This is a genomic window from Neobacillus endophyticus (genome assembly GCF_013248975.1).
Taxonomy (GTDB): Bacteria; Bacillota; Bacilli; order Bacillales; family Cytobacillaceae; genus Neobacillus; species Neobacillus endophyticus.
The window spans coordinates 749,355-770,704 of record NZ_JABRWH010000001.1; the positions used below are offsets into that span (position 1 = coordinate 749,355).

Annotated in this window: 27 protein-coding genes and 1 pseudogene; 9 read left to right on the forward strand and 19 right to left on the reverse strand. The window is 32.6% G+C overall.

Annotated features, from left to right (window positions below):
* Both HPT25_RS03710 and HPT25_RS03715 read right to left on the reverse strand, forming a co-directional pair.
* A complete protein-coding gene (locus HPT25_RS03710; protein WP_173060105.1) occupies positions 1-1,368 on the reverse strand; it encodes a restriction endonuclease subunit S in 1,368 nt (455 codons plus the stop codon).
* A complete protein-coding gene (locus HPT25_RS03715) occupies positions 1,368-3,380 on the reverse strand; it encodes a type I restriction-modification system subunit M (protein ID WP_173060107.1) in 2,013 nt (670 codons plus the stop codon). Before HPT25_RS03715 ends, HPT25_RS03710 begins: the two co-directional genes overlap by 1 nt.
* A 158-nt stretch (positions 3,381-3,538) precedes the next feature.
* Between HPT25_RS03715 and HPT25_RS28235 the strand changes: the two genes are divergently transcribed.
* Complete coding sequence (locus tag HPT25_RS28235; protein WP_217269611.1) at positions 3,539-4,369, forward strand: hypothetical protein; 831 nt, start codon at positions 3,539-3,541, stop codon at positions 4,367-4,369.
* 162 nt (positions 4,370-4,531) lie between these two features.
* Positions 4,532-4,846: a hypothetical protein gene (locus HPT25_RS03725; protein ID WP_173060110.1), complete on the forward strand. Its 315-nt coding sequence runs from the start codon at positions 4,532-4,534 to the stop codon at positions 4,844-4,846.
* Between the two features lie 118 nt (positions 4,847-4,964).
* Here the strand turns inward: HPT25_RS03725 and HPT25_RS03730 are convergent, their stop codons facing one another.
* The 6 genes from HPT25_RS03730 to HPT25_RS03755 form a co-directional block, all read right to left on the reverse strand.
* Complete coding sequence (locus HPT25_RS03730; RefSeq protein ID WP_173060113.1) at positions 4,965-5,420, reverse strand: hypothetical protein; 456 nt, start codon at positions 5,418-5,420, stop codon at positions 4,965-4,967.
* Between the two features lie 110 nt (positions 5,421-5,530).
* The gene (locus tag HPT25_RS03735) at positions 5,531-6,445 is read right to left on the reverse strand and encodes a tetratricopeptide repeat protein (RefSeq protein ID WP_173060116.1); all 915 of its coding nucleotides are present in this window, start codon (positions 6,443-6,445) and stop codon (positions 5,531-5,533) included.
* A gap of 230 nt (positions 6,446-6,675) precedes the next feature.
* Positions 6,676-7,221, reverse strand: coding sequence for a hypothetical protein (locus HPT25_RS03740; protein ID WP_312857266.1), 546 nt, complete (start codon positions 7,219-7,221; stop codon positions 6,676-6,678).
* A 58-nt stretch (positions 7,222-7,279) separates the two neighbouring features.
* Positions 7,280-7,864, reverse strand: a complete 585-nt coding sequence (locus HPT25_RS03745) for a hypothetical protein (RefSeq protein WP_173060122.1) — start codon at positions 7,862-7,864, stop codon at positions 7,280-7,282.
* Between the two features lie 55 nt (positions 7,865-7,919).
* Positions 7,920-8,390: a carboxypeptidase-like regulatory domain-containing protein gene (locus HPT25_RS03750; RefSeq protein ID WP_217269612.1), complete on the reverse strand. Its 471-nt coding sequence runs from the start codon at positions 8,388-8,390 to the stop codon at positions 7,920-7,922.
* Between the two features lie 769 nt (positions 8,391-9,159).
* Positions 9,160-9,471: a helix-turn-helix domain-containing protein gene (locus tag HPT25_RS03755; protein WP_173060128.1), complete on the reverse strand. Its 312-nt coding sequence runs from the start codon at positions 9,469-9,471 to the stop codon at positions 9,160-9,162.
* Between the two features lie 195 nt (positions 9,472-9,666).
* Here HPT25_RS03755 and HPT25_RS03760 point away from each other — a divergent pair, with 195 nt between their 5' ends.
* The 3 genes from HPT25_RS03760 to HPT25_RS03770 all read left to right on the forward strand — a co-directional run bounded on the left by HPT25_RS03760 (position 9,667) and on the right by HPT25_RS03770 (position 11,480).
* On the forward strand, positions 9,667-10,008 hold the full coding sequence (locus tag HPT25_RS03760; protein WP_173060131.1) for a PadR family transcriptional regulator: 342 nt from the start codon (positions 9,667-9,669) through the stop codon (positions 10,006-10,008).
* Positions 10,005-10,790, forward strand: coding sequence for a permease prefix domain 1-containing protein (locus HPT25_RS03765; protein ID WP_173060135.1), 786 nt, complete (start codon positions 10,005-10,007; stop codon positions 10,788-10,790). Before HPT25_RS03760 ends, HPT25_RS03765 begins: the two co-directional genes overlap by 4 nt.
* 234 nt (positions 10,791-11,024) lie before the next feature.
* Positions 11,025-11,480, forward strand: coding sequence for a YoqH family protein (locus HPT25_RS03770; RefSeq protein WP_173060137.1), 456 nt, complete (start codon positions 11,025-11,027; stop codon positions 11,478-11,480).
* Between the two features lie 363 nt (positions 11,481-11,843).
* On the opposite strand, the gene HPT25_RS03775 is transcribed toward HPT25_RS03770, so the two are convergent.
* The 3 genes from HPT25_RS03775 to HPT25_RS03785 all read right to left on the reverse strand — a co-directional run bounded on the left by HPT25_RS03775 (position 11,844) and on the right by HPT25_RS03785 (position 14,256).
* On the reverse strand, positions 11,844-12,338 hold the full coding sequence (locus HPT25_RS03775) for a YhfM domain-containing protein (RefSeq protein WP_173060140.1): 495 nt from the start codon (positions 12,336-12,338) through the stop codon (positions 11,844-11,846).
* A gap of 186 nt (positions 12,339-12,524) precedes the next feature.
* Positions 12,525-13,829, reverse strand: a complete 1,305-nt coding sequence (locus HPT25_RS03780) for an erythromycin esterase family protein (protein ID WP_173060143.1) — start codon at positions 13,827-13,829, stop codon at positions 12,525-12,527.
* Between the two features lie 151 nt (positions 13,830-13,980).
* Complete coding sequence (locus HPT25_RS03785; protein ID WP_173060146.1) at positions 13,981-14,256, reverse strand: hypothetical protein; 276 nt, start codon at positions 14,254-14,256, stop codon at positions 13,981-13,983.
* Between the two features lie 105 nt (positions 14,257-14,361).
* Here HPT25_RS03785 and HPT25_RS28575 point away from each other — a divergent pair.
* The 3 genes and pseudogenes from HPT25_RS28575 to HPT25_RS03795 all read left to right on the forward strand — a co-directional run.
* Positions 14,362-14,530: pseudogene (locus tag HPT25_RS28575) on the forward strand (IS1595 family transposase); the annotation flags it as partial.
* 103 nt (positions 14,531-14,633) lie between these two features.
* On the forward strand, positions 14,634-15,041 hold the full coding sequence (locus HPT25_RS03790) for a DUF3888 domain-containing protein (protein WP_173060149.1): 408 nt from the start codon (positions 14,634-14,636) through the stop codon (positions 15,039-15,041).
* A gap of 305 nt (positions 15,042-15,346) precedes the next feature.
* Positions 15,347-15,784 carry a GNAT family N-acetyltransferase gene (locus HPT25_RS03795; RefSeq protein ID WP_173060152.1) on the forward strand — a complete coding sequence of 146 codons (438 nt, stop codon included), beginning with the start codon at positions 15,347-15,349 and terminating at the stop codon, positions 15,782-15,784.
* A 210-nt stretch (positions 15,785-15,994) separates the two neighbouring features.
* Here HPT25_RS03795 and HPT25_RS03800 read toward each other — a convergent pair whose 3' ends face one another.
* The gene (locus tag HPT25_RS03800) at positions 15,995-16,408 is read right to left on the reverse strand and encodes a YhfM domain-containing protein (protein WP_173060155.1); all 414 of its coding nucleotides are present in this window, start codon (positions 16,406-16,408) and stop codon (positions 15,995-15,997) included.
* 177 nt (positions 16,409-16,585) lie between these two features.
* On the opposite strand from HPT25_RS03800, the gene HPT25_RS03805 reads away from it, so the two are divergent.
* A complete protein-coding gene (locus HPT25_RS03805) occupies positions 16,586-16,825 on the forward strand; it encodes a hypothetical protein (RefSeq protein WP_173060158.1) in 240 nt (79 codons plus the stop codon).
* Between the two features lie 324 nt (positions 16,826-17,149).
* On the opposite strand, the gene HPT25_RS03810 is transcribed toward HPT25_RS03805, so the two are convergent.
* The 7 genes from HPT25_RS03810 to HPT25_RS03835 form a co-directional block, all read right to left on the reverse strand.
* Positions 17,150-17,689 carry a Holliday junction resolvase RecU gene (locus HPT25_RS03810; RefSeq protein ID WP_217269613.1) on the reverse strand — a complete coding sequence of 180 codons (540 nt, stop codon included), beginning with the start codon at positions 17,687-17,689 and terminating at the stop codon, positions 17,150-17,152.
* Positions 17,690-17,697: 8 nt separating this feature from the next.
* Complete coding sequence (locus tag HPT25_RS28965; RefSeq protein ID WP_281368165.1) at positions 17,698-17,820, reverse strand: hypothetical protein; 123 nt, start codon at positions 17,818-17,820, stop codon at positions 17,698-17,700.
* A 958-nt stretch (positions 17,821-18,778) separates the two neighbouring features.
* A complete protein-coding gene (locus tag HPT25_RS03815; RefSeq protein WP_173060162.1) occupies positions 18,779-19,216 on the reverse strand; it encodes a hypothetical protein in 438 nt (145 codons plus the stop codon).
* A 321-nt stretch (positions 19,217-19,537) separates the two neighbouring features.
* Positions 19,538-20,110 carry a histidine phosphatase family protein gene (locus HPT25_RS03820; RefSeq protein WP_173060165.1) on the reverse strand — a complete coding sequence of 191 codons (573 nt, stop codon included), beginning with the start codon at positions 20,108-20,110 and terminating at the stop codon, positions 19,538-19,540.
* Positions 20,111-20,245: 135 nt separating this feature from the next.
* Positions 20,246-20,491 (reverse strand): hypothetical protein, encoded by a 246-nt coding sequence (locus tag HPT25_RS03825; protein ID WP_173060168.1) that lies wholly within the window; start codon positions 20,489-20,491, stop codon positions 20,246-20,248.
* 108 nt (positions 20,492-20,599) lie between these two features.
* Entirely contained in the window at positions 20,600-21,010 is a 411-nt protein-coding gene (locus HPT25_RS03830; RefSeq protein ID WP_173060171.1) for a hypothetical protein, read from the reverse strand.
* Positions 21,007-21,339 (reverse strand): hypothetical protein, encoded by a 333-nt coding sequence (locus HPT25_RS03835; protein WP_173060174.1) that lies wholly within the window; start codon positions 21,337-21,339, stop codon positions 21,007-21,009. The genes HPT25_RS03830 and HPT25_RS03835 overlap by 4 nt, the downstream gene beginning before the upstream one ends.
* Positions 21,340-21,350 lie beyond the last annotated feature (11 nt).

Below are 21,350 nucleotides of genomic sequence, written 5' to 3' on the forward strand. Positions count from 1 at the left end.
TTAGCTTACTACCGCTTCCTTATAATTTCGGACATCTATTTTGCCTGTTACTGCCTCATAAATTAAAGATTGACGGTATTCTTTTAAATGATTTATTTGTTCTTTTAACGAAGTAATAATTTCAGTAATTGTATTCATTTCAAAGTCTAAGAAATAAGCAATTTGATGCTGTTCCTCTACTGGAGGTAGAATGACAGGGAAGTTTTTCAATAAATCTTGACTCAAGGAAGCTCTTGTAACTAAATTCATTTCCTTAACAAAATATCTTCTACCCAATTCACTTCTAAAATAGTATTTAGAGTAATTCGGCAATAATTTATTTGTACTTGGTCGAAATCTAATTAAAAATCCTGCAAATGTTGCATCCGTTATTGTTGTTAAACATGTAGAAGCAAATCCTATTTCTTCAATGGTTTCAGATGTTCTTGTAAAAAATATGTCACCTGCTTTAACTGAATAAATATTTCTATCTGACTGTGTAGAATTAACTAAACCAATTACTTTTTCAGGTAGCTCCATATTTTTATAAACATCCCCATAACTAACAAATGGATGCCCAAAACCAAACTCTTCTGAGGATTTACTTATTCCATTTTGCAATCTACCCAAAAAATTTAATTTCTTTATTTCCCAATGCTTAGGTATCTCTCCAATCCATTCAACACCTGAATCCCTAAAATTCACATCGGGGTTTAATCCTTTAGTCACTGTTTCCGTAATCACTACCTGTCTCTTTACTTCCAGTAACTTCATAAACTTTTCCTTATCATCAATCAAAGAATCAATTTCAGAAGTCTTTTTATCAAGAAAATCGACAATTTGATTCTGTTCTTCTAATGGAGGAACAATAAACAATCCATTATTAATGGCATCTTTGGATAGTCCAAATCTCGTTACTCCGTTTGCATTCGCCCAGAACTGCTCTTTTATCCCACTTGTTTCAAAGGAATAGTACAAATAACGCCCTTTCATTTCATGGTTTTTAGGTCGAATATGAGAAAGGTGATATCCACAAAGTACCCCTTCTAAATCTTCCTCTACCCATGCAGGAACAGCTATATCAGTAGGAGATTCGGAATCTTTGGTAATCAAAACATCATTTTTTTGCAAGGTAAATTTTCGGATTTGTTCTTCTTTAGCAGTTGCCTTCATAAAATCTATTTCCTTGATGATTTTATCGTTATAATAAACATCCACATAGTTGCAAAGAAGAACAGGTATTTCATCTTCTACTGTTTTTTTGTCCACATTACTTGCCTGTACGTTGGAAAATATTTTAAGTTTTTTAACCTCCCAGTGTTCTGGAATGTCTTTTATCCATTGCAATCCACTTTCCTTATATTTCGGATAACTCTTAAACTTAGTCATTATCCCATCACCTTCTTTAATTTTTCCATTATACCTTCCTCAAGCTCCTTAATTTCTTCCATAATTTCTTGTGAGCTTCGTAAAGGGGTATATTGATAAAAATGTCTGGTGAATGGTATTTCATATCCAATTTTGATACTGTCTTCAGCTATCCAGGCATCAGGGACATGTGGCTTTACTTCTCTTTCAAAGTATTCGTAAATATCCTCATTTAATGGAATATTCTCAGTATCCCGTAGGTCTGTATCTGCCTCTACATATCCCTTACTATCTTTACAAACATCCGCTGTTTCATCTTTCACAGATAAAGCAGAAAGAATCGCCTTTAGCAAAGTAGCATTAACTTTAATATCCTTATCTTTAAAGAGTTGCTTCAAGATTTTTATAAATACTTCTCGGTTCTTGTAAATTTCACCACTTTGGATGGAAAGAAGAGCTTCAATAATTTGTTGTTGTAATTGATGTTGTCCTTCTTCAATTTCTTTTAACCCTGCTTCACCTTTCTTTTTGGACTTAGCAAGGTTGTTAAAAGCTGTCTGGTTGTATAGCTCCTGTACTCGATTTTCATCTATTTTAAAGTTCAGTCGTAAAGGTCGTTCAATTGTTACTTTTCGATAGCCAAAGTCTTCATTATCAAAAATTTTACAATGTTCGCCTTCTTTTAAGTCTCCATAAATACGAACAATTTCATCAATATGTTCTTTTGTAAGTTCATTTCGCTTGTTCCCCAAGGATTTTTTCATTTTCTGATAAAAATAAATACCATTAACAAGTTGGATTTTGCCCTTACGCAAAGGACTTTTGTTATTTGTTAAAATCCAAACGTAAGTTGAAATACCAGTATTGTAGAAAAGCTGGTCTGGCATAGCAACGATACCTTCGACTAAATCATTTTCTATTAGGTATCTTCTAATCTCACTCTCTCCACTTCCTGCATCCCCTGTAAACAAAGGTGAACCGTTCATAATGATGGCAATACGTGAACCTTTTGGATTATCCTTAGTAACAGGCTTCATTTTGGATACAAGGTGCTGTAAGAACAATAACTGACCATCGGAAATACGTGGCAGGCCTGCCCCAAAACGACCATTAAATCCTTTCTCCTCATGCTCTTTTCTAACTGCTTGCTCTGCTGGTTTCCATTCAACACCATATGGGGGATTAGAAATCGAATATTCATGTTTAACATTAGGAAACGCATCTTTTGACAATGTATTGCCAAACGAAATATTTTGAGCATTTTCACCCTTGATTAAAATATCCGCTTTTGCGATTGCATAGGATTCTTCATTTATCTCTTGACCAAAAAAGATAAGCTGTGCTGTAGGATTATGCTCTCTGATATATTCTTGAGCAACCGAACCCATTCCTCCTGTTCCTGCACATGGGTCATAAAGTGTTTTCGTGATTCCTGGTACAGTAAGGATTTCTTCATCCTCCATGAAAAGCAAATGAACCATAAGACGAATAACTTCTCTTGGAGTGTAGTGGTCCCCTGCTTCCGCATGCTCCGAAAATCTACGAATTAATTCTTCAAATACGTAACCCATTTCCACATTGGATACTACTTCTGGATGTAAGTCAATTTCACTGAATCTTTTCACCACAAGATATAACAAATTATTTCTATCCATTTTTTCAATTTGCTTGTCAAAATCAAAGTATTCAATGATGTCCCTTGCTGTTTTAGAAAATCCATTTATATAATCACGTAGATTATCCGCTATATTGTCTGAGTCAACTAAAAGTTTGGAAAAATCATATTTACTGGTATTACTAAAATTTTGTTTCGCAACCCTATTCAATATTTCATCTTTCGATTCTTGAGGAAGATGCTTATACTTTTCATTTTGCTTTAGTACCTCTTCTTTTGTGTCCTCTAATACGCAATCAAACCGTCTTAGAACCGCCATAGGAAGAACTACTTTTCCGTACTCTTCTTTCTTGTAAGGACCTCTTAAAAGTTCTGCAATAGTCCAAATAAAATTCACTTTATCTTGAAAGTTGTTCATTACATAAACCTCTCTATCTATATAAATCTTGCAAAATTGTTTGCGACATATATGCCAATATATCTATTCTATCAAATTATCCAGGAAATCTGTTGACAGTTTTTATGGAAGTATTTGATATACTTAACTTAAAGAAAATAAGACTGGATTGAAAGCAAATGGAGAAATATTCACTAAATGAAGAAGCATTAAAATTCTTTTCACATTTTGAAAAAAGTGTGGATGATAGGATTGTTTTTACAAATGCTGATTTAGTAGAAAAGTTTAAGCAATCTACCTTTCATCATAAGGATTTTGAATCGTATATCCCAACAGCTATTAATAAAGCAATATGGTATGCAGTTAAACGGAATGGAAATTGGGATATGAAACGAGGAGTTTATCAAAAACGGAGGGAATCATCGCCTAACAAAGAAACTATTGCTCCAGAGTTTGAGACTAAAATTAATACTCCAATTCGCAATAAAACGACCCCTTGCTTTACTTTTAACAGAGAAGATTATATTCGACATCTGAGCAAGAACTTGTTTGAAGTATTAATGCTAAAAAAAGAAATTCGCGATGACTTTTTACGAAAATACCATCTAAGTGCGAAAGGAGTTGGGGATGACCTGTATTTTCTAACGGAAAGCTATTTTAGACAAAAAGGGCTTTTTAGAGGAAAGCACAGCATGTCCGATTATATAACCCTTAACGCTAAGAAAGCCATTGAATCAGGTAATATTTCAAAGAACCTGATTTATGAACATATGATACCGAAAAATATTTATATAAAGCAGATTTCGGAAATTACCTTAGCTGGAGAACTAACAGATGACTTTATTTATAACTTGTTAATTAAGTATTACTTTGTTTGCACGGTTACAAAAGAAGAAGACGACAAATTACCCTCTATTAAAATGGATGATGATTGGGATGGGATAAATCCGTTTTACCGATATAAAAAGGCTGGGATTGAATTTTTCCCAAATAAAAAGATACAGTTTTAAGGAGTTTTTATCTCATAAAAAGTGTAAAGGGACTTTAATAAGTAGCAATCACACTTAATCAATGAGTATAAAGAGAAATTGTTTTACCCTAAAAATTGCCAAAACACAGCTACCTTTTTGTGTGCTATGGTAGTTCTATAAAATATAGTTGAGGTGGTAGCTTTGGCAAATACAGTGCAGGTTGAAGATTTATTAAATCGTGTAGGGAAAGGAATTTTTGTAAAATATTACGAGGATTTTAAGGAATTAGAAACAAAGAATGTTCCAAACGCAGTAGTAGTTGAAAAAATCCAGGAGAATTTCACACAAAAGTCGAAGAATTCAAGAACTGCAAAGGCAAAGAGGATATTTGCAGAAGGTAAACAAATAGAGGCACTTAAACTTATAGTAGAATCAAATCATCCAAGTGTACAACCAATTAAACAAATGGCAAATGAGTTGCTCCGTAAAGAATTAAATAAAGAAATTATTGAGTAATTAAAATTTACTCAATAAGAACATTTTTTGACTGCAATAAGCAGTCTTTTTCTATTGGTCTTACATCTAAATAACGACAAACATTTTAAAGGAAAGAACACCATAAAAATGGCATTCTTTACATATCTCTATTTTTCAATCCCTCGACAAAGCTATCCCACATCTCTTTCTCTTCTTTTTCAATCTCTTCACGTTCTTGTTCAATTTCAGCAATGTCCTTTTCTATAACTCTTACTATCTCAGGATTTTTCAATTCGTTTTCAAGATACATTTTAACCAAATCTATGTTAGAGTATCCCGTAAGATAATCCGAATCAATTGAAAGGTTTCTAAGCAACTCCCCAACTTCATTTAGGTAAAGAGCCACTACTTTATTGACAATATTATAGTCCCCTTCTTTTTCTGGAAAAGACATCCCATATTGAGAGTCACTAATAAGCGTTTTTGTCGCTTTCACATGTAAATCCAATCCGCCAAAAGGAGACAATTCTCGGTCATCTACGCCCTCGCATTTAATCATAATATCATTTCCCTTACGGTCAACACTATGTACTTCAAACCAGCCTTTTTCCATTATGTATATCTCCCTTTAGTAGTTCTCAAAGTTATTATTGATTATATTTTGAAACAATTTAAATATTTTGTCTATCCTTTATTTCAATGATGTTTTCATGCCTTTTAACCCTATCTTTTATATTCAGGATGATTGTGACGATTACAACCAAATAGGTAACAGGCTTTTTGGATTGATGTAAAGAATTCCATGGGAGGAGTATATCCAGACATTATTTTATCAAACATGAGTTCAAATTCTTCCTTTTCATCCTGTAATTCTTTAATGCGTTCTTGCTTATCCTCCTCAGTCCAACCTTCATCACATTCTTCTTGAGTCATATCTTGGATTTCTTCCATCTTTTCATTTATTGTTTCGTTAAGAAATTTTCGAGCATAAGAATGATTATTCAACTTAATCAAGGAATAAACAAATCGACTAACCCATTCTGGCTGTTTAGCATAAACATCCCAGCCTTTTTCAAACCACCTCACCGCTTCTTCGTAACAGCCTAACTCAATATATAAATCCGCTATGTCCACTTCTCCGACAAATTCATCATCATTCTCTGAAAATGTGTCAAGTCTACGTTTAGCCTCTCTTTTATTGCCTAATTCTATCAAACATTTTACATGGCTATACAAGGCAAAATCCGATGGTTCCGAAGCTAAAAGAAAATATTTAGATGCGTCTTCTATGTTACCAAGATGATAATTAGCAACTGCTAAATTATTGTAGGCGGTTTTGGTTGACTGGATAGTAATTGCTTTTTCAAATATATCTTTTGCGGATTCCCATTTTTCTTGCCTACAATAAATCTCCCCTATCAAATTATAGGGAAAATGAGAATTAGGATTCATTTTGATAACTTCCTCTAATAAAGGAAAAGCACTTACATAATCATCTTCTTCGTTGCAAAGCACCCATGCGAGATTGTTTAAGGATTGAACATCTCTTGATAATTCTACCGCTTTTTTGAATAGTTTCAGCGATTCATCATATTTATTTTCTTCCAGCAATGCAATTGCCGTTTGATTAATGTTCAAACGAATTCCTCCCTATACCTTCCTATAGAGCCTTAGCTTCTTTTACGGTGGATTGGAAGAATAATCCACCACCTTTGCAACCTTTTTTCCTTTCGACAAGTTCATTTTGAAGGGATTTTTAATCAATTAAAACACCTAATAGCTTAACAAGAAAAGGGAATTACCGTATCGTCATCATAATCGACTCCTCAACACATTAGTAAAAAAGGTTATATTGTTTCTTTTTATTCTTACTTGCTATGTAATAGTTTCTTTTCCAGCTTACATATCCACTTATAATATCCTAATAAGATAAGTAATAATATGGGGACAATAAACGCGTCATACCACAGTTTCCACTTTCCCAAATGAAAAAAACCAAAAGGTTCAGGAAGTAGGGTAGCTGATTCATAAATTAAAATACCTATTGTCCAAATAGTAATATAAATAGCTTGATTAAAAAGAAAGGATTTAAAAGGAAACAAACTTAAGAAGATTATATTTACAGGAGGAATTAAAATAGTATGACCAAGAATTCCTATCCAATCCACTCCCTTATTAAAATACCAGTATGCATTAAACTTAAATTCAGCAATCAAATCAAAGGATAATTGGAATGCAATAGTAAAAGACCAGATATTAGCAATTTGATTTTGCGTTAGTCTTTTATCTACCTTCCAAGCAATTAAATTGAATAAGGTAATCGAAATTATAAGTAATATCATACAATTTTTCCTATTTATTGTTAGCTTTCCCTGTGAAAATGAAGATGATTCTTGTGATTGCTTCTTCACCATACTTGCCGTTTAGTGGAACAAGTATGAAGAATTAAATAAAGTCAAGATTTGATTTGGTTCAATTTTCTCTTCTTATTTTTGGGTACTTATTAATATGAGTACTACCACCAGTTAACAGTTTCTTTGTTTCTACATCATATACTGCACATCTGCCATAAAAATCTTTATCTGTATCCTTAAAGGAATAGAAAAAATATACCTGTCTATTTGGACTTATTGCTTGATTATATTTAATTTCAATATCTGGGTAGTTTGTGAGGATTCCATTTCCATCCCAAGTAATATATTTAATTCTTTCCACCTCATGAAACAGTACCTTTTTTCTAAAATTTACTGATGCATCGGGCATGTCTTTAAAAAGTGCAGTATCCATGCTTCCAAATTTATTCTTATGCTTTTTGTAAAACTCATAATGTTTTCGGTAAAACTCCTGGTGAACAGGATAACTCCTTTTCCTTAATGCCTCATAAAATTGGTCTACCGTTTCGGTAAATACTTTATCTTTATTCTCAGGGTATAGGTAGTTTATTTCTTTCTTTTCGGATTCCTTAACTGATATTAGACTACTTTCTGCCTGGGCTTTCTGTCCTGTGACCATTAAAACAGATAAGGCAAAAAAGCAGTATAAAACTTTTGGTGTCATGTTATTGGCTCCTTTATGTTAAATCTACGCTGTTTTCGTAAATATTAATAATTTGTCAATTTTCCAATTTAGGACTCCAAGGTGGCTCTTTTCCAATATCAAATGTAAGTTCCTGCCTTTTCAACCCAATTTTCTCCGCATAATAATCAAGCATTTTAAAAACCGTAAAACGATGAAAACTTCCGTTCAGAAATTGTGGTTCATTTCGTCTATTTGGGTCTATCCTCCAAAGTGGTATAACAATTCTTCCTGTATTATCGTTAATTTCATTGATTGGAACACCAAAATTGATATACTCGTTAAATCCATTTGCAACAGCTATAATGGTAACTTCCCCTATATTTCCCAATGGAAATCTTGGGTCTTTTTGAACTTTAACAGGTATTTTTACTAACCCTTCTGAATTTGTTAAATCTGTTCCGATTATCTTCCCCAGTGAATTTATTACAATAATTCGAGCGTAAGCAATTGGTTTACCGTTTTCATCAAATGTTGTTGTTACTTTAGCCGATAATATTGCTGACACTGTGTTTTTGTTTGTGTCCGAGAAGGCTGACATGGGAGAAAACAAAAAAGATATTATAATCATTATAAAAACACATTTTTTAACCAAGGATACCACGAACCTTTTAATGTTTTATCCTCACTATTTTTTGACTTCAATTTATATATATACATCTCTCTTATTACATTAACCTGAACCATTTAGTTGAAGAAGAAAATCAACAGAATCTATTAATAGAGCCTATGTATTGAATCGGAAATACTCGATGGCTAAATGAATTGTGAATTTATCATCTGACACAAATGCATTTCCAGATTTATCGGGAAGCTCGTCACCTTATTCCATCAGGTTGTTACAACATAGTATCTTTTAACAATCTTAACTGGTTCCTTTGGCTTGAATTAGAGAAAGGCTTGGCATTTGTACGCGCTTGGCCAAATTGAACACTTTTTGCTAATTAGTAGTGAACACTTTACTGGAAGTTAGTGCAGGAAATTTGTCACTTTACTTGGAGCCTCTGCGGGCAAGATTATGAGCCATGAAGCCAGATGTATCAAGAAATCTGGCTCAGCCAAAGCAGGCTATCATGCCCTCCTCTCCAAATAAAGTGCACGTCTCTACTGGAAAAAAGTGTTCAATTTTATCGAGCAAAAACTGTTCTGTATTAATCAAGCGGTTACAGCATTTGATAAACGAGTAAAACAAATGCTTATTTCAGCGTGTCAAAAGTCCAATCACACAACTGTTAAAATACTAAGAAGAACATAAAAAAGACCAAATTAAATTGGTCTCATTTTATGCCATAACCTTCATTATTAGTTAGCCATTTATCAACTGCCGATTTTGAAAAATAGACCTTATTTCCGATTTTTAAATAAGGGAGAACACTTGTATATGAACCATCTTCTTCCTTAGTTGGTCCCAATTTCGTTACTTCTTCGATGCTTAAACCTAAATATGATGCTAATTCGGATTGTGTTAGTAGTATTGATTGCGAAGGTGATTGTTGGTTAACATTTATTCTATTCGATATTAACCAACTCCCGATAACGATACTTAAAGCTAAACAAAAAATTGACAATGCGGTTAAATTATTTTTCATTATATCCCCCATTTTTTATATTTAATTCCATTATATAACTATTAAACAAAACATATCAGTTTATATTAGAACAACAAATTTTTCAAAAATAACCCCAGTATAAATCATCCTCACCCAAAATGGGTGATTTTTAAAATATGAATACCTTGCATTATTAGGTAATATAAATTATAGTCAATACAGGAGGGGAAAATTTTGGAAATTAATAAAGAAGTATTGAAAGGCCATATTGACACAATCATCCTTTCGCTTTTACACAGCAGAGATATGTACGGCTACGAATTAGCAAAATTAGTTCGAGAAAAAAGTGAAGAACAATTTGAATTAAAGGAAGGAACATTATATCTATCTTTAAAAAGGCTTGAAAAGAGTAAATGGATAGAGTCCTATTGGGGAGATGAACAAGGCCCAGGTGGAAGAAGAAAATATTATAAAATTACTTCAATAGGCAAAGATGGGTTTGAAAAAAAACGTTTGGAATGGAATTTTGTTAAAAACATAATTGATTCGTTTTTAGAAGGGGGAGATAAAATTTGAAGCAAATTGATATGTATGTAGATTCTGTTTATCAGAATATCGGAGGCAATAGACAAGAAATTCAAGAATTAAAAGCAGAAATGAAAGGGCATTTGTTAGAAGCTGTTTACGAATTAAAAGCGGAAGGAATGACTGAACAAGAAGCTATTGATATTGCCATTGAGCGATTCGGTGGAGAAAAGGAAATGCGTTCCATAGTAGGTCAATTGTTTCATGCACAAAAAACATTTGCTAAATGGATACTTATCACCGCGATGGCGTTTCTGATAATAGGTGGAACACTGCTTGGTAGTGCAATAATAAAGGAACGAAAAATGGTGAGTGTTGAAAATAGTACCTTTAATCAAATATCTCAGATGATAGAAAACCAAGAAAGTATTTCACCTTCAATTCAAGAGGAAATTAAATCCCTGGTGAGAAATAAAGACAATATTACCTCGATTAAAATTTACAATCTAAGAAATACGAAAGAAGAGGTTTTGGAATACAAAAATCAAAAATTAAACCCGAAATGGTTGTATAGCAACTACCATAACGAAAGTAGTAGTGATAAATGGGAAATGGATATGGGTATAAAACGGTTTAATGATTTCATATTCATGAGTTTACTTTCAGGCATTGCTATCTACTGGACTTTGTTTACGATTTGGGCAATTATCAATGCTTATCATCATAAACGATTAAAAATTGGTTGGATAATGGTATTTGCATTCTTCAATATTTTAGGGTATCTGATTTATTACATTTTTGGAAATAGAACTGCAAATTTTAAAGGAGCTTGATAATTCTAACGGGTTCGGTTCAGAGGGAGAGAACATTAAACAGTAATACAATTGGAGATATAAATCACAAGTGATATGGTGTCTCCCTTTTTATTGTTTTATCAATGTTATTTTCACTTTCATCAGATGTAAGTGGGGTAATTTTCTTCGATAAATTTAAGCGTAAATCTTAATTAAATAAATTTAGTTATTAGAAGGAAGGATATATTTAACAAGATTAAGGAGTATACAAATATGAAAAAGATTATCCTTTGCGTAATTATTGTTTTAACTTCCCTTCCTTCTATAACCTTTGGAAAGACACAAACTGGAATTACCTCCCCTTGTACTGAGATACTTAATCCAGTACAAAGTGTCACTGGAAACTCCAGAGGGGTAGCACTGATTTATAATTATAAAAGAAAGTTTCGGGGGAATCGTACAAGTCTTAGTGTCCACGCCATACATTTATCTAAACCATCTTCCTTTGGGAATTATGATGGTTATGAAGTATTAGCGTATATTCCGAAAAAGATAAGTTGGGTTTTCAAACTTAACCCAAATACAGAACACGAAGAAACAATTTGGGTCGGTAAAGAAGACGAAATATCCCCTGGATACAGGCCAACTCATATTAAAGTTCTTGCATTTAATACAGCAACAAACAAATCTGGTCCAGTTGTACTCGAAAAGAGAATAACCTGTAAGTAAAGAAGCGTTGCATTGAGCAACGCCTTTTTATTATTCATTTTTAATGTTAATAGCTTGTTATTTTTATTGCGTATATAACTGTAAAAACCTATACCAATTAAATTGTAAATTAGTATGTTTTTTTAGTTTTCTCCCTGTCAACCGAACCCGTTATGAGAATTCACGCTCCTTTTTTATGAATTAAAATATGAAATGTTGCGTGAAAAATGTGCGGTTGAACCGAGTGTCCTTATTGGGTTAGATTTACTTTAAAAGAGGCACGTGTTGTAGTGAACCATCCCCAAAGCTCTCGTGAAATGGGGTTAACTCATATTGGTTAAAAAAGCATCCTTTTTAATGGGACACTTTTAATCATGTCTATGCTCATTTTACTAATTTAATACCTGTTAGAATTTCAAATAAAGTGGCTGACTGTTGTTTGGTTAATTGAAAAGCAAACTGGTTTTCACCTCTACCAATCACCAATCTGTCTTTATCAGGAGTAATCCAAATTTTGTGCAAGTTTGCTTGCGCTTTTATTTTAGAATCTTTAGGTTGGAAAACAAATTGATAATCAGGCGGTTGAAGAGTATCCCTTACTGCATATTCCCATTTAAGTTCATTTAGAATTTCTTTTACTTTATGGACTTGCTTTTCATCCATGATTTTTCTAAACTCCTCAAAATTATTTTCATATTCATTACCAACATGCTTTTGAACCATGATAAATTGGTCTTCATTGACAGTTGAAGGTTTGTTCTCTATTCCATTTGCCACCCCAGTTGTGGAGGAAGTTCCACCAGGTTTATTATGTGAACAGCCTGTTGAAAACGAAACAAAAATGATTAATAAAATTGGTATCAACAATAAGTTTCTCAATTCGAATGCTTCCCTCCTCTTATTATACTAATATTTAATTTACCATAAAAACCCATATATTTTTAGTTTAAACTACCCATTTAGGCCAAGCTGTCATAGCTACTCCATTGTTAAACTCAAGCCCCCGATAGTTTAATTACATTCCTTCACACTCTCAGTTAGGGAAAGGGGATTTAAATTAATCAATTAGTATGGTGGAGATACATGTTTAATAAAGAACAAGCCATCATAATGGTTTCTTACTATTAGTTGTTCTTGCCACTCTCCTTGGGATAATGCAGTGATGGGTTCAAACATCCATTTATTATTTTTACCTTTCTTTTGTCCTTCTAAGTTAATAAATAAGTAATCAAAGGGTACTTGGTTTAGAATATATTCAAGTGAATTTCCTCCATAACTCTTACCGTTATTTACATTTATAGTTTTTTGTCCAGCTTGTATTATTCCATCATGCATATAAAATCCTATATTATAGCTTTTCTTTTTGTATTCGGCTGGTAAATATTCAAACATAGATTTTTGTTTCCATTTTTGAAAGTAGTTTCGTCCATAATCTTTAGCATAAATCTCACTATTATTATCCCGAATATGGGTGTTATGACCCCAAAATATGATTTTTTTATTTGGATATATGACATCAGATAGACAAATTACATTCTCTTCCATCATTAAATCCCTAATATCAAATACGTCAGTTTCTGTGTAATTCGATTGAGAGACTTTTCTAATAAACTCAATTCGATTTTGTAAAGTTTTTATCACAAGGTCTTTCAGATTTTGGTTTTTGGGGTAATTTATTACTAAATCTTTAGAGTGTGCATTTACAAAAGAGATGGCGTTGTTATATCCTTTTTCGTAATACTGAACATCTTCTTTTGATAGCCTTTTTTCATTCGAATACATATCTGTCCAACTGGTTTCTAACTTTGAGAACTCTTGTGCTTCAGTCTGATTATAGGATTGTATCCATTTATTCATAAAGTCAGTAAAGATACCAGAAGCCTGCATATCAAAACCAGTAAAGGTCAGTGGATTGGTGCTTTTTTCATTTATTATATAATCAAATAAAGGTTTGGTTTGATTATTATTCCATACGAAAAGAAATTTCCCCATAATCTTAAATGCATTTGTATATGGATTTGAAGTAAGTTCAGTAGATGCAACAACTGCATCACCTATATTACTTTCAAACACAATAACATCAAAGCCTAAGTCTTCATGTAAATATTTTATTAATCTTACTTTTGCCATGCTATACTCTGCAACACCATGCGAACTTTCTCCAAGAAAAACATATTGTTTCCCCTTTAATACATTCTTTAAAAATTTTAAGTCATTGTAGTTGTTCGATGTTAATGAATTGACCTTGTAACCGTTATTTTTCAACCATGCATAAGTTTCACCACTACCACTAATATTTGAAAAAGAGGTAAATAAAAGAATACTGAATGAAATTGATACCATTAATACTATTTTATATGCATGCCTCATAATCAGCCCTTATACCACCTTTTTTAAATAATAATAATAAATTTCGCCGAAAGGTGTCTTTCCCCTTCTTCAAGCAAACTGCCATTTCAACATCGAAAAAGGACAGCCGAAGCTATCCTTTGTGCAACAAGTGAAACTCAATAAATATCATTTAACATATTGATGCTTCGCCTTTTATTAATTTGCCATTTTCATCATCAATGTAGTCCGTTCCATTCTCACAGTTTTCCTTATTTCCCCATTTAACAATATACTCATTATCTTTATGACTAACTGATTTTATTACCACTTTACCCAATTTATTAGTGTGTTTTTTTAACACAATTGATTTTGCCTGTTCTTCTGAAATTTTCGTTTTTGAAAAATGATTACAACCACTCATTACCGAAATCAAGGATATACATAATATTAAAACTATTTTCTTCAAATATTTTCACCTCTATATTCACTTAGACGTATCCTTACTATTGAGGTTTCAAAAATATCCAAATTACACCATTATCTTATCATTATATCTTTCGAGACTTTTTAAGGGAGGGCAATCAAGTATCTCGATAATTTCCTTGCTTGGTTCTTGTTAGTCAATAGACGGTTTTAAAGAAAGCCCAAAACAGTATATTAAAGAATTTTTGCCAACAACATTTGTATTTGAAATGAAGGACACTCATAAGTGTCTTCGGCTGTCAAAATATTTAAGCTAAAACATCTTTACTTCATAACGGTGCAGTTCAAAAAAAAGAATGTTAGCAATGTATTCGGGGAAAATACCTACGGAATATACGAATACGGAAAGTAGGTATTGATTTGCGAAAAGTTATAATGATTATTTGTCTCATTGCCATGATTGCTATTACTCCTGTTCAAGCAGAGACTAATGATAAACGCTACGAGATGATGCTCGAAGATATTATTTATTCATTTTTATCACCGTTAGAATCGAAGGCAATCAAGGATTATTTAGGAACACCAAGACTATCTGATTTTTGTAAGTTTGTAGAGGTTAAGACAAGAACCGATACTTCATATAGATACGAAATAACATATCAATTCATAACCTATGAAAGAGCAATAATGCCTCCGTATCATCTGTTTAGTTTAAAGGTGGAAAATAAATCTCCAACTAATTGGGTTATAAAAGATGTAAAAGCAAGAAAATTGGCTGAGAGTGAAGATTATACAAAGATGTGTAGAAAACCAAAGGTTGTTTGGTAATCAATTAGACTTGGGGAAGTTCCTTAAAAGGGACTACCCTATTTTTTGCCCAACTCCAACCATCTGAACCAATAAAAAAATCATCAAGGAACTTAGTCGCAATTCCTTGAAATCATTCCATCCAAGTTATCGGTTGTGGAAATTATTAACACTCTAAAACAAACATATTAAAGAATTTCTGCTAACATCATTTGTATTTGAAATGGCAGGAACTTATAATAGTCTTCGTCTATGTATGTTCATTGTTAAAACAGGAATTAACGGACAATGGGCTTAAAAAATATAGGGAGAGAAGAACTTAATTTATGGAAATAAGAAAACCATTTGATTCGGAATATAACAAGATTTTATCACTTTCACCACAAGCCTTATTCGATGGTACATTAGGTGAGGCAAAACCGTCAGATGAAAAAGTCAAACAACTTATTGAACCGTTATTGCAGAAAGGAGGCTATTATTTAATAGCAACTGAAGGCGATAATCTAATGGGTTGGATTCTTATAGGAACAAATAAAGACCAATTTACCGACAAGATATATGGATTTATTTATGAATTGTTTGTGTTAGATGAATTTAGAGAACATGGAATTTCAAAACAATTGATGAATGCTGGTATCGAACATCTTAAACAAGATGGATATTCAGAGGTTCGTTTAAGTGTATATGCAGGAAATCAAGCCATTAAACTGTATGAAAAATTGGGATTCAAAAATAGAACCATTATAATGACTTTGCCAATTTAACACTACTTTCACTATTTAACAGTTAATGGGATGGTATATTTAGAATTTGGGAATCAAAAAAATGGTTCCCAATCATTTTATAGGGAAAAGCATGTGTCTCTCGCAAAACAAGTAGAGCACATGATTATTTCATCCTGTCAAAATCTTATTTTATTACAGTTGAAATGTTCAGAAGAGCATAAAAATAGACCTTAAGGTCTATTGTCAATTCTACTTGATTTCAAAAATGGAAAATATGATTTCTGAGTCCTTTACTGATAACTTGGCAAAGTTGCCTATTCCTTCACTAACTTCTATCTGTTTCTTATTCTGTGTAATCCATAATCTATATTCAACCGCCTTTGCGTTTGGATTGTCAAAGTAAAAGGTATAATCAGGCTTCCTTTCCATTTTAAATTTTGAATTTGCCCACTTCGCATTGTTAAGGACTTTTTTGACTTCTTTAACTTTTTCGTCACTATTTATAGTTTTATAAAGGTGCTCATTACCAGCTTCATCATATTTATTGATAACAAGTGGTTCTTTGTTTGGATATAAAGCACAGCCAGCAAGTAGTGAAAGAAACAAAGAATTAATAATACTAAACTTGATGAAAAATAGATATTTCCTTTTATTTAGTAACATTTAAATGACCTCCCTTATTTATATTGACGATATTCTCTATTAAAGTCACAAATCCTTTATTGTCAAAGTTGTTTTTGTAAAGTTTGTTATTTTATACAAAAAATAACAAACTACCGTTAAAATTGTGGTAATATTTCCATATATTTATATTTTTTTGTCGTTTATGGGGGGGTTCAGTTGGAAACATATATAACTTTAATTATAGCAATCATTTCGTTCGTAATATTTATATACTTAGTTAAGTCAGGAAGGATGAAAATTTTTGAATTTATTGCACTGACATTCTTCCTAATTGGCGGTACTCTTATGGCAACTATGGGGAAAACTCCAGTAGGTTACATTGGTGTTGGTATATTTATAATAGGTAGTTTGTTAAGAATCATTGATATAATCAAACAACCTTCTCCTAAAAAATGAAAAGTGAAGGTTTTGAGAAATGCGAGCCTTTAATATCAGGCTCTTTTTACTTTGCTCGTAAATTTTCAACAGTTGTTTTATTCGATTTTTGACCCGCTGAAACAAGCAATTGTTCCACTTGTTTTACAAGGGATAAATGCCTTTCTTAACCTGTTGTTTTTGTCTTTCATTGATAGGTTCGTGTTTCAAACATTTCATTTTTGAGAATTTCTTGGAGTTTATTGCTGTATCATAAAAAGTTTAATAGTCAAGGAAGCAACATCTATGTGAAAACAGTCTTGTGCAAAAAAACTCTAAGAAAACAGCGTTAAACTTAGATGGATTTCAATAATTTAATAGATTATATAAATCATATTGATAACGAGTTCGCTTTAGCTTTTGTGGAATAAAAACCCAATTTTCCTTTGCCCATTCTAAAAAAAAGCTCTTTCGTTCTCCGACATGATAAAACTGATAAACTGTTACCGCATCTACAAAATACGTTTCATTTACATCTCTAAAATTGAATACAAATCCAGCTTTTACACCATCAACTTTGCTGTATTGATACAGGGATTCCACTTGAAATGGCTGTAAAGCACTGAAAGGAATGGATTTTCCTTTATGGCTTTTCAGTTCAAACAGATAGATAGTTGGATATTTATATAGAATAAAATCGCAAGGGTTTTTCACGTTGAGGTAGCCTAAACTGTCATCTTTTAATCGGTAAAAGAATAAGTCTGCTGGAACAGAAGCATAAAAATCCCTCTCAAACTGTTTCCCTGCATTCTGCTTTTTCCCTTTTCCCTTGTTTTCTTTTGTTGCAATTATTGATATAAGCACTCTTCCCCTTTCTTGTTGAATTTCTATATGATAGTTTTTCATCTTGGAAATTATAACGATTCCCCTGGCCCACTATTGATTAATTGATTTTGAGCCACTTCGATTACATAGCCATGAGCCATTTCTGTCATCTGAAAGTTAGGAAGAATACCGATAAATAATGCCAAATACATCTGCTGATAAATCTGCCCTTGATATTAATATTTTACCGCCAGAATATCCTTCCGAACACAGCATAACGGTTTAATGCTGTCTTATATCATTTTTTCCAATTAGTGTTTTTCCATTGAGTCCTTAATAGATTGTTATTGATAAAGATATTCAAAGAATGTAGGTTATTCGTGCTATTGAAATGTTTTCTTATTGATATTTTTTATGGGAAAGTGGTCTTAAAGGGGCTGTTTATACTTGTTTTTAGTTATATGTAAGGATTTTTTAGATACCTTAGATAAATTTGAAGGAAGGTTTATCAAAAAACAGCTTGGCTGTTGTTAACAGTACGATGATTTTTGCAGTGGAATGACGACAATTTTAAAAGAGAAGTTTTTTTAAAGATGCATTTGACATTTCAAAAGAACCTTTTAACATCATTTAGCAAATTCATTTTAGATGTTTTTTGAAACTTATATAGGTTTATGTATTCCGAAAGTTGTTCCTACAAAAAAGCCTTTGATATCAAGGCTTGAAGTCCTCAAATAAATAAATTAGATTTTAATTTCCAGAAAGGATATTGTCATTAAAAAGAGGCGGAAATATGGGAGTGATACCAATTGATTAAAATAGGAGATTCATCAATATTGTTTATGTTTAAACTGTATTATAGACCATCAAATGTTGATTACCAGGACACTCGTAAGGACTTTTGGACTAAAAGGGGTAATATATTCTTTCCCGAACAGAAAAGGTAATTGCATGAGGAAAGGTAACCCTATTGAAAAAAAGACATGCGTCATAGTAATAACGGGTTCCGTTGAGAGAGAGAAAAGTTTATTAGCTGATGTAATAGACCAATAGTGATATAAATTTTAACCTACTTAACAAGTAAAACAGTAAAATTATTGCCTTAAAATCAGAAATCCCATTCTTAACTTATAAAAGGAATGGGGTTCTTTTTGTACTATTATAATACTACTAATAAGGCAAGGTCTTCTCTCTAAACTGTTTTAAAGGTACTTTTTGAATTACTTTTAAACCGTCCATAACAAGTAAAGTTGCGTTTTTAGAAAAGAAAACTATTTTATTTGTGGGTTCATTTTTTTTAGTCCTGTACTCTAAATAATACTTTCCAATATCGCCTTTAATATATTTGGATTCATTTTGTAACAATAGTTCTCTGTCGTTAGATTCCATTAAGGATTTTAAATCCAATCCAGGTTTAATCTTTAAATGTAAATTTTCTTTACAACGCTCATTACAATGAATGAATTTTAATTTAATGTCGTATCCAAGTCCCTGTTTAGTTATTGAAGTTGAAACAATAGAAACCTTTACTGGTTCTTTATTTTCAAACCCTGAAAGGATGAAAATAGAAATACACAGTATTGATGCAATATAACAACTTAATCTCATAATAACACCTCTCAAAAACTTATTATTTCGTATTGTGGTGTGTATTATCCTTAGATAAAAGTCTCAAGAACATCTTTTACTGTCTATAATATTTTCCCCCTTCAACGGAACCCGTTATAATTGTAATAACGGGTTTTCTTTTGTGGTCCAAAATAACAGGTAAAATCACACAAGAAAAAGCATGGCGATTCCCAAAGAAATTCGCGATGCTTTCCTGCAAGTATTTTTTATTTGTTCTAAGGATAACCTTTTATTCAATAAAGTCTTTTGCTATAACTTTCTTCAAGATTTTTTTGGATGGAGATGGTGTACACCTTCAATCTAAGAATTTCCCCATAATCTTTTAACGTCCACCAAATCCTGTCCATTAAATTCCATTCTGTATATATCTGGTTTTGATGTATGAAGTAAAAAGTTAAAATCGTACTTACTGTCATAATATCCCATCATCAATGCCATAACAGCTCCATGCGTTCCTAAAACTACTTTCCTTCCCCTATAGATATTTAACAAATCTTTTAATACCTTTATAGCCCGTTTCTGGCAATCTGCATTAGACTCTGCTCCCAGTAAAGCAAAATTTGGTTCAGAAAAAGACTTTTTTAATAAAGGGAATAATTCCTTATCAGAAATTCTTATGTTTTCAGCAGTAAAAATTCTCTCTTTAAGGTCTTCATATACTAAAACTTCTTGACCTATTTGTATAGCTAATTGTTGAACGGTTAGGATTGCACGATTGTACGGGCTTGAGATAATAGCTTCAATTCCTTCCTCTTTTAATACATCAGTTACACGCAGAGCGTCTAATTGGCCCTTTTCAGTTAACCCTCTTGTTCTTTCATTTCCATCTTTAGGCGAATCACCATGCCTCACCATATATATGAATGTCTTCATAATCTACCTCCGAAGTTTTACAGAATTAATTTGCACCTCTAAAAGAGAACCCGTTTTGACAAGTAATGGGTGCTCTTGATTAATGCAATATATAGAAGTTTAGTTTATTTGTAGTAAAACAAATCATTACTCTATTTACCATCTAACTCTCATGAATCCCATATCTTGTCGAATTTCGAGAACGATATTTTCGTGAGCAGTATGATAGACGAATTCATCACCTTTAGAATTCAAGAGTTCCCTTGTAGCCTTTTCATCATCAACCGCCTCGATAAGTGCAACATCTTCAATGATTTCTTTACCACCCGCTACTTTTGATGTCAAAGCCTTTAATTTTACAAAACGATTGGGGTACATTTTCCGAATAGATGACCACTTCATTTTATTTATACCTCACTCATTATTTGGTACAAGGATACCATATCTTCTAATTTCTTTGCGTCGTTAATCTGCTTGTTCACTGCTCCAAAGAGCACCCGTACACTGACATTACAAATTCTTTTTTAGATGCTTCAATCTTTCTTTATAATCCACCGCTCTCCGATTCACTTTAGACAGAGCCTCTGCCAGTTCTTTCTCTTTCATTTCCTCCTGCTCTTTTTCCCTTGCTTTCATCCTTTTCTCAATCTCTTGCCCACGTTTGCCAAGCCTGTTCCGATTAAATTCAGCAAGTAAGCCATATTTTTTTGATTCCGCAAACTCTTTAACTTCAATTGCCTGCTCAGGAGTAAATAATCGCTGACCGTTTATGACAACAGGCTTCGGAATCAGCCTTGCCTCATTTCTCTCTGCCAATATTTCGCTGTACTTGCACCATTGAGCAATGGTGGCTGGATTACGGTTTACAAACGCTCCCAAATCCCCTGTTGTAAGATATCTCTGACCATTAATGATTCTCACCTTTTCTCCCCTCCTTCTAATCTTGCAAGTTTTTCCATTAGCCTCTCGTTTTCCCGCTTTAACTTTTGATAAGTGGTTTCTTTTGCTTGGTATTTCAACAAATCCCCCTTTCTTAATTTACCAATTCCAGCCCTAATTTCTTTTACTTGCGATTGCTTAAAATGCTGGACATTGTTTATCTTTGTTGGATTGGGTAAGAAGCCTTCCTTCCCTTCCTCCTTCATCTGGCGGTCAATCTTGATAAGGTTGAACAAGTTCGCAGGTGAAATGTGTAAAATTTCAGCGATTTCTAAAACCTTGTAATAAAGCTCCCCATCTTTACGTTTCAACTCTCTCTCCT

Excerpts from the sequence above, each read along its gene's own strand:
- HPT25_RS03710 (WP_173060105.1), bottom strand. The coding sequence starts at position 1,368 with ATGACTAAGTTTAAGAGTTATCCGAAATATAAGGAAAGTGGATTGCAA.
- HPT25_RS03715 (WP_173060107.1), bottom strand. The coding sequence starts at position 3,380 with ATGAACAACTTTCAAGATAAAGTGAATTTTATTTGGACTATTGCAGAA.
- HPT25_RS28235 (WP_217269611.1), top strand. The coding sequence starts at position 3,539 with ATGGAGAAATATTCACTAAATGAAGAAGCATTAAAATTCTTTTCACAT.
- HPT25_RS03730 (WP_173060113.1), bottom strand. The coding sequence starts at position 5,420 with ATGGAAAAAGGCTGGTTTGAAGTACATAGTGTTGACCGTAAGGGAAAT.
- HPT25_RS03740 (WP_312857266.1), bottom strand. The coding sequence starts at position 7,221 with ATGGTGAAGAAGCAATCACAAGAATCATCTTCATTTTCACAGGGAAAG.
- HPT25_RS03745 (WP_173060122.1), bottom strand. The coding sequence starts at position 7,864 with ATGACACCAAAAGTTTTATACTGCTTTTTTGCCTTATCTGTTTTAATG.
- HPT25_RS03755 (WP_173060128.1), bottom strand. The coding sequence starts at position 9,471 with ATGAAAAATAATTTAACCGCATTGTCAATTTTTTGTTTAGCTTTAAGT.
- HPT25_RS03770 (WP_173060137.1), top strand. The coding sequence starts at position 11,025 with ATGAAAAAGATTATCCTTTGCGTAATTATTGTTTTAACTTCCCTTCCT.
- HPT25_RS03780 (WP_173060143.1), bottom strand. The coding sequence starts at position 13,829 with ATGAGGCATGCATATAAAATAGTATTAATGGTATCAATTTCATTCAGT.
- HPT25_RS03795 (WP_173060152.1), top strand. The coding sequence starts at position 15,347 with ATGGAAATAAGAAAACCATTTGATTCGGAATATAACAAGATTTTATCA.
- HPT25_RS03800 (WP_173060155.1), bottom strand. The coding sequence starts at position 16,408 with ATGTTACTAAATAAAAGGAAATATCTATTTTTCATCAAGTTTAGTATT.
- HPT25_RS03810 (WP_217269613.1), bottom strand. The coding sequence starts at position 17,689 with ATGAAAAACTATCATATAGAAATTCAACAAGAAAGGGGAAGAGTGCTT.
- HPT25_RS28965 (WP_281368165.1), bottom strand. The coding sequence starts at position 17,820 with ATGTATTTGGCATTATTTATCGGTATTCTTCCTAACTTTCAGATGACA.
- HPT25_RS03815 (WP_173060162.1), bottom strand. The coding sequence starts at position 19,216 with ATGAGATTAAGTTGTTATATTGCATCAATACTGTGTATTTCTATTTTC.
- HPT25_RS03820 (WP_173060165.1), bottom strand. The coding sequence starts at position 20,110 with ATGAAGACATTCATATATATGGTGAGGCATGGTGATTCGCCTAAAGAT.
- HPT25_RS03825 (WP_173060168.1), bottom strand. The coding sequence starts at position 20,491 with ATGAAGTGGTCATCTATTCGGAAAATGTACCCCAATCGTTTTGTAAAA.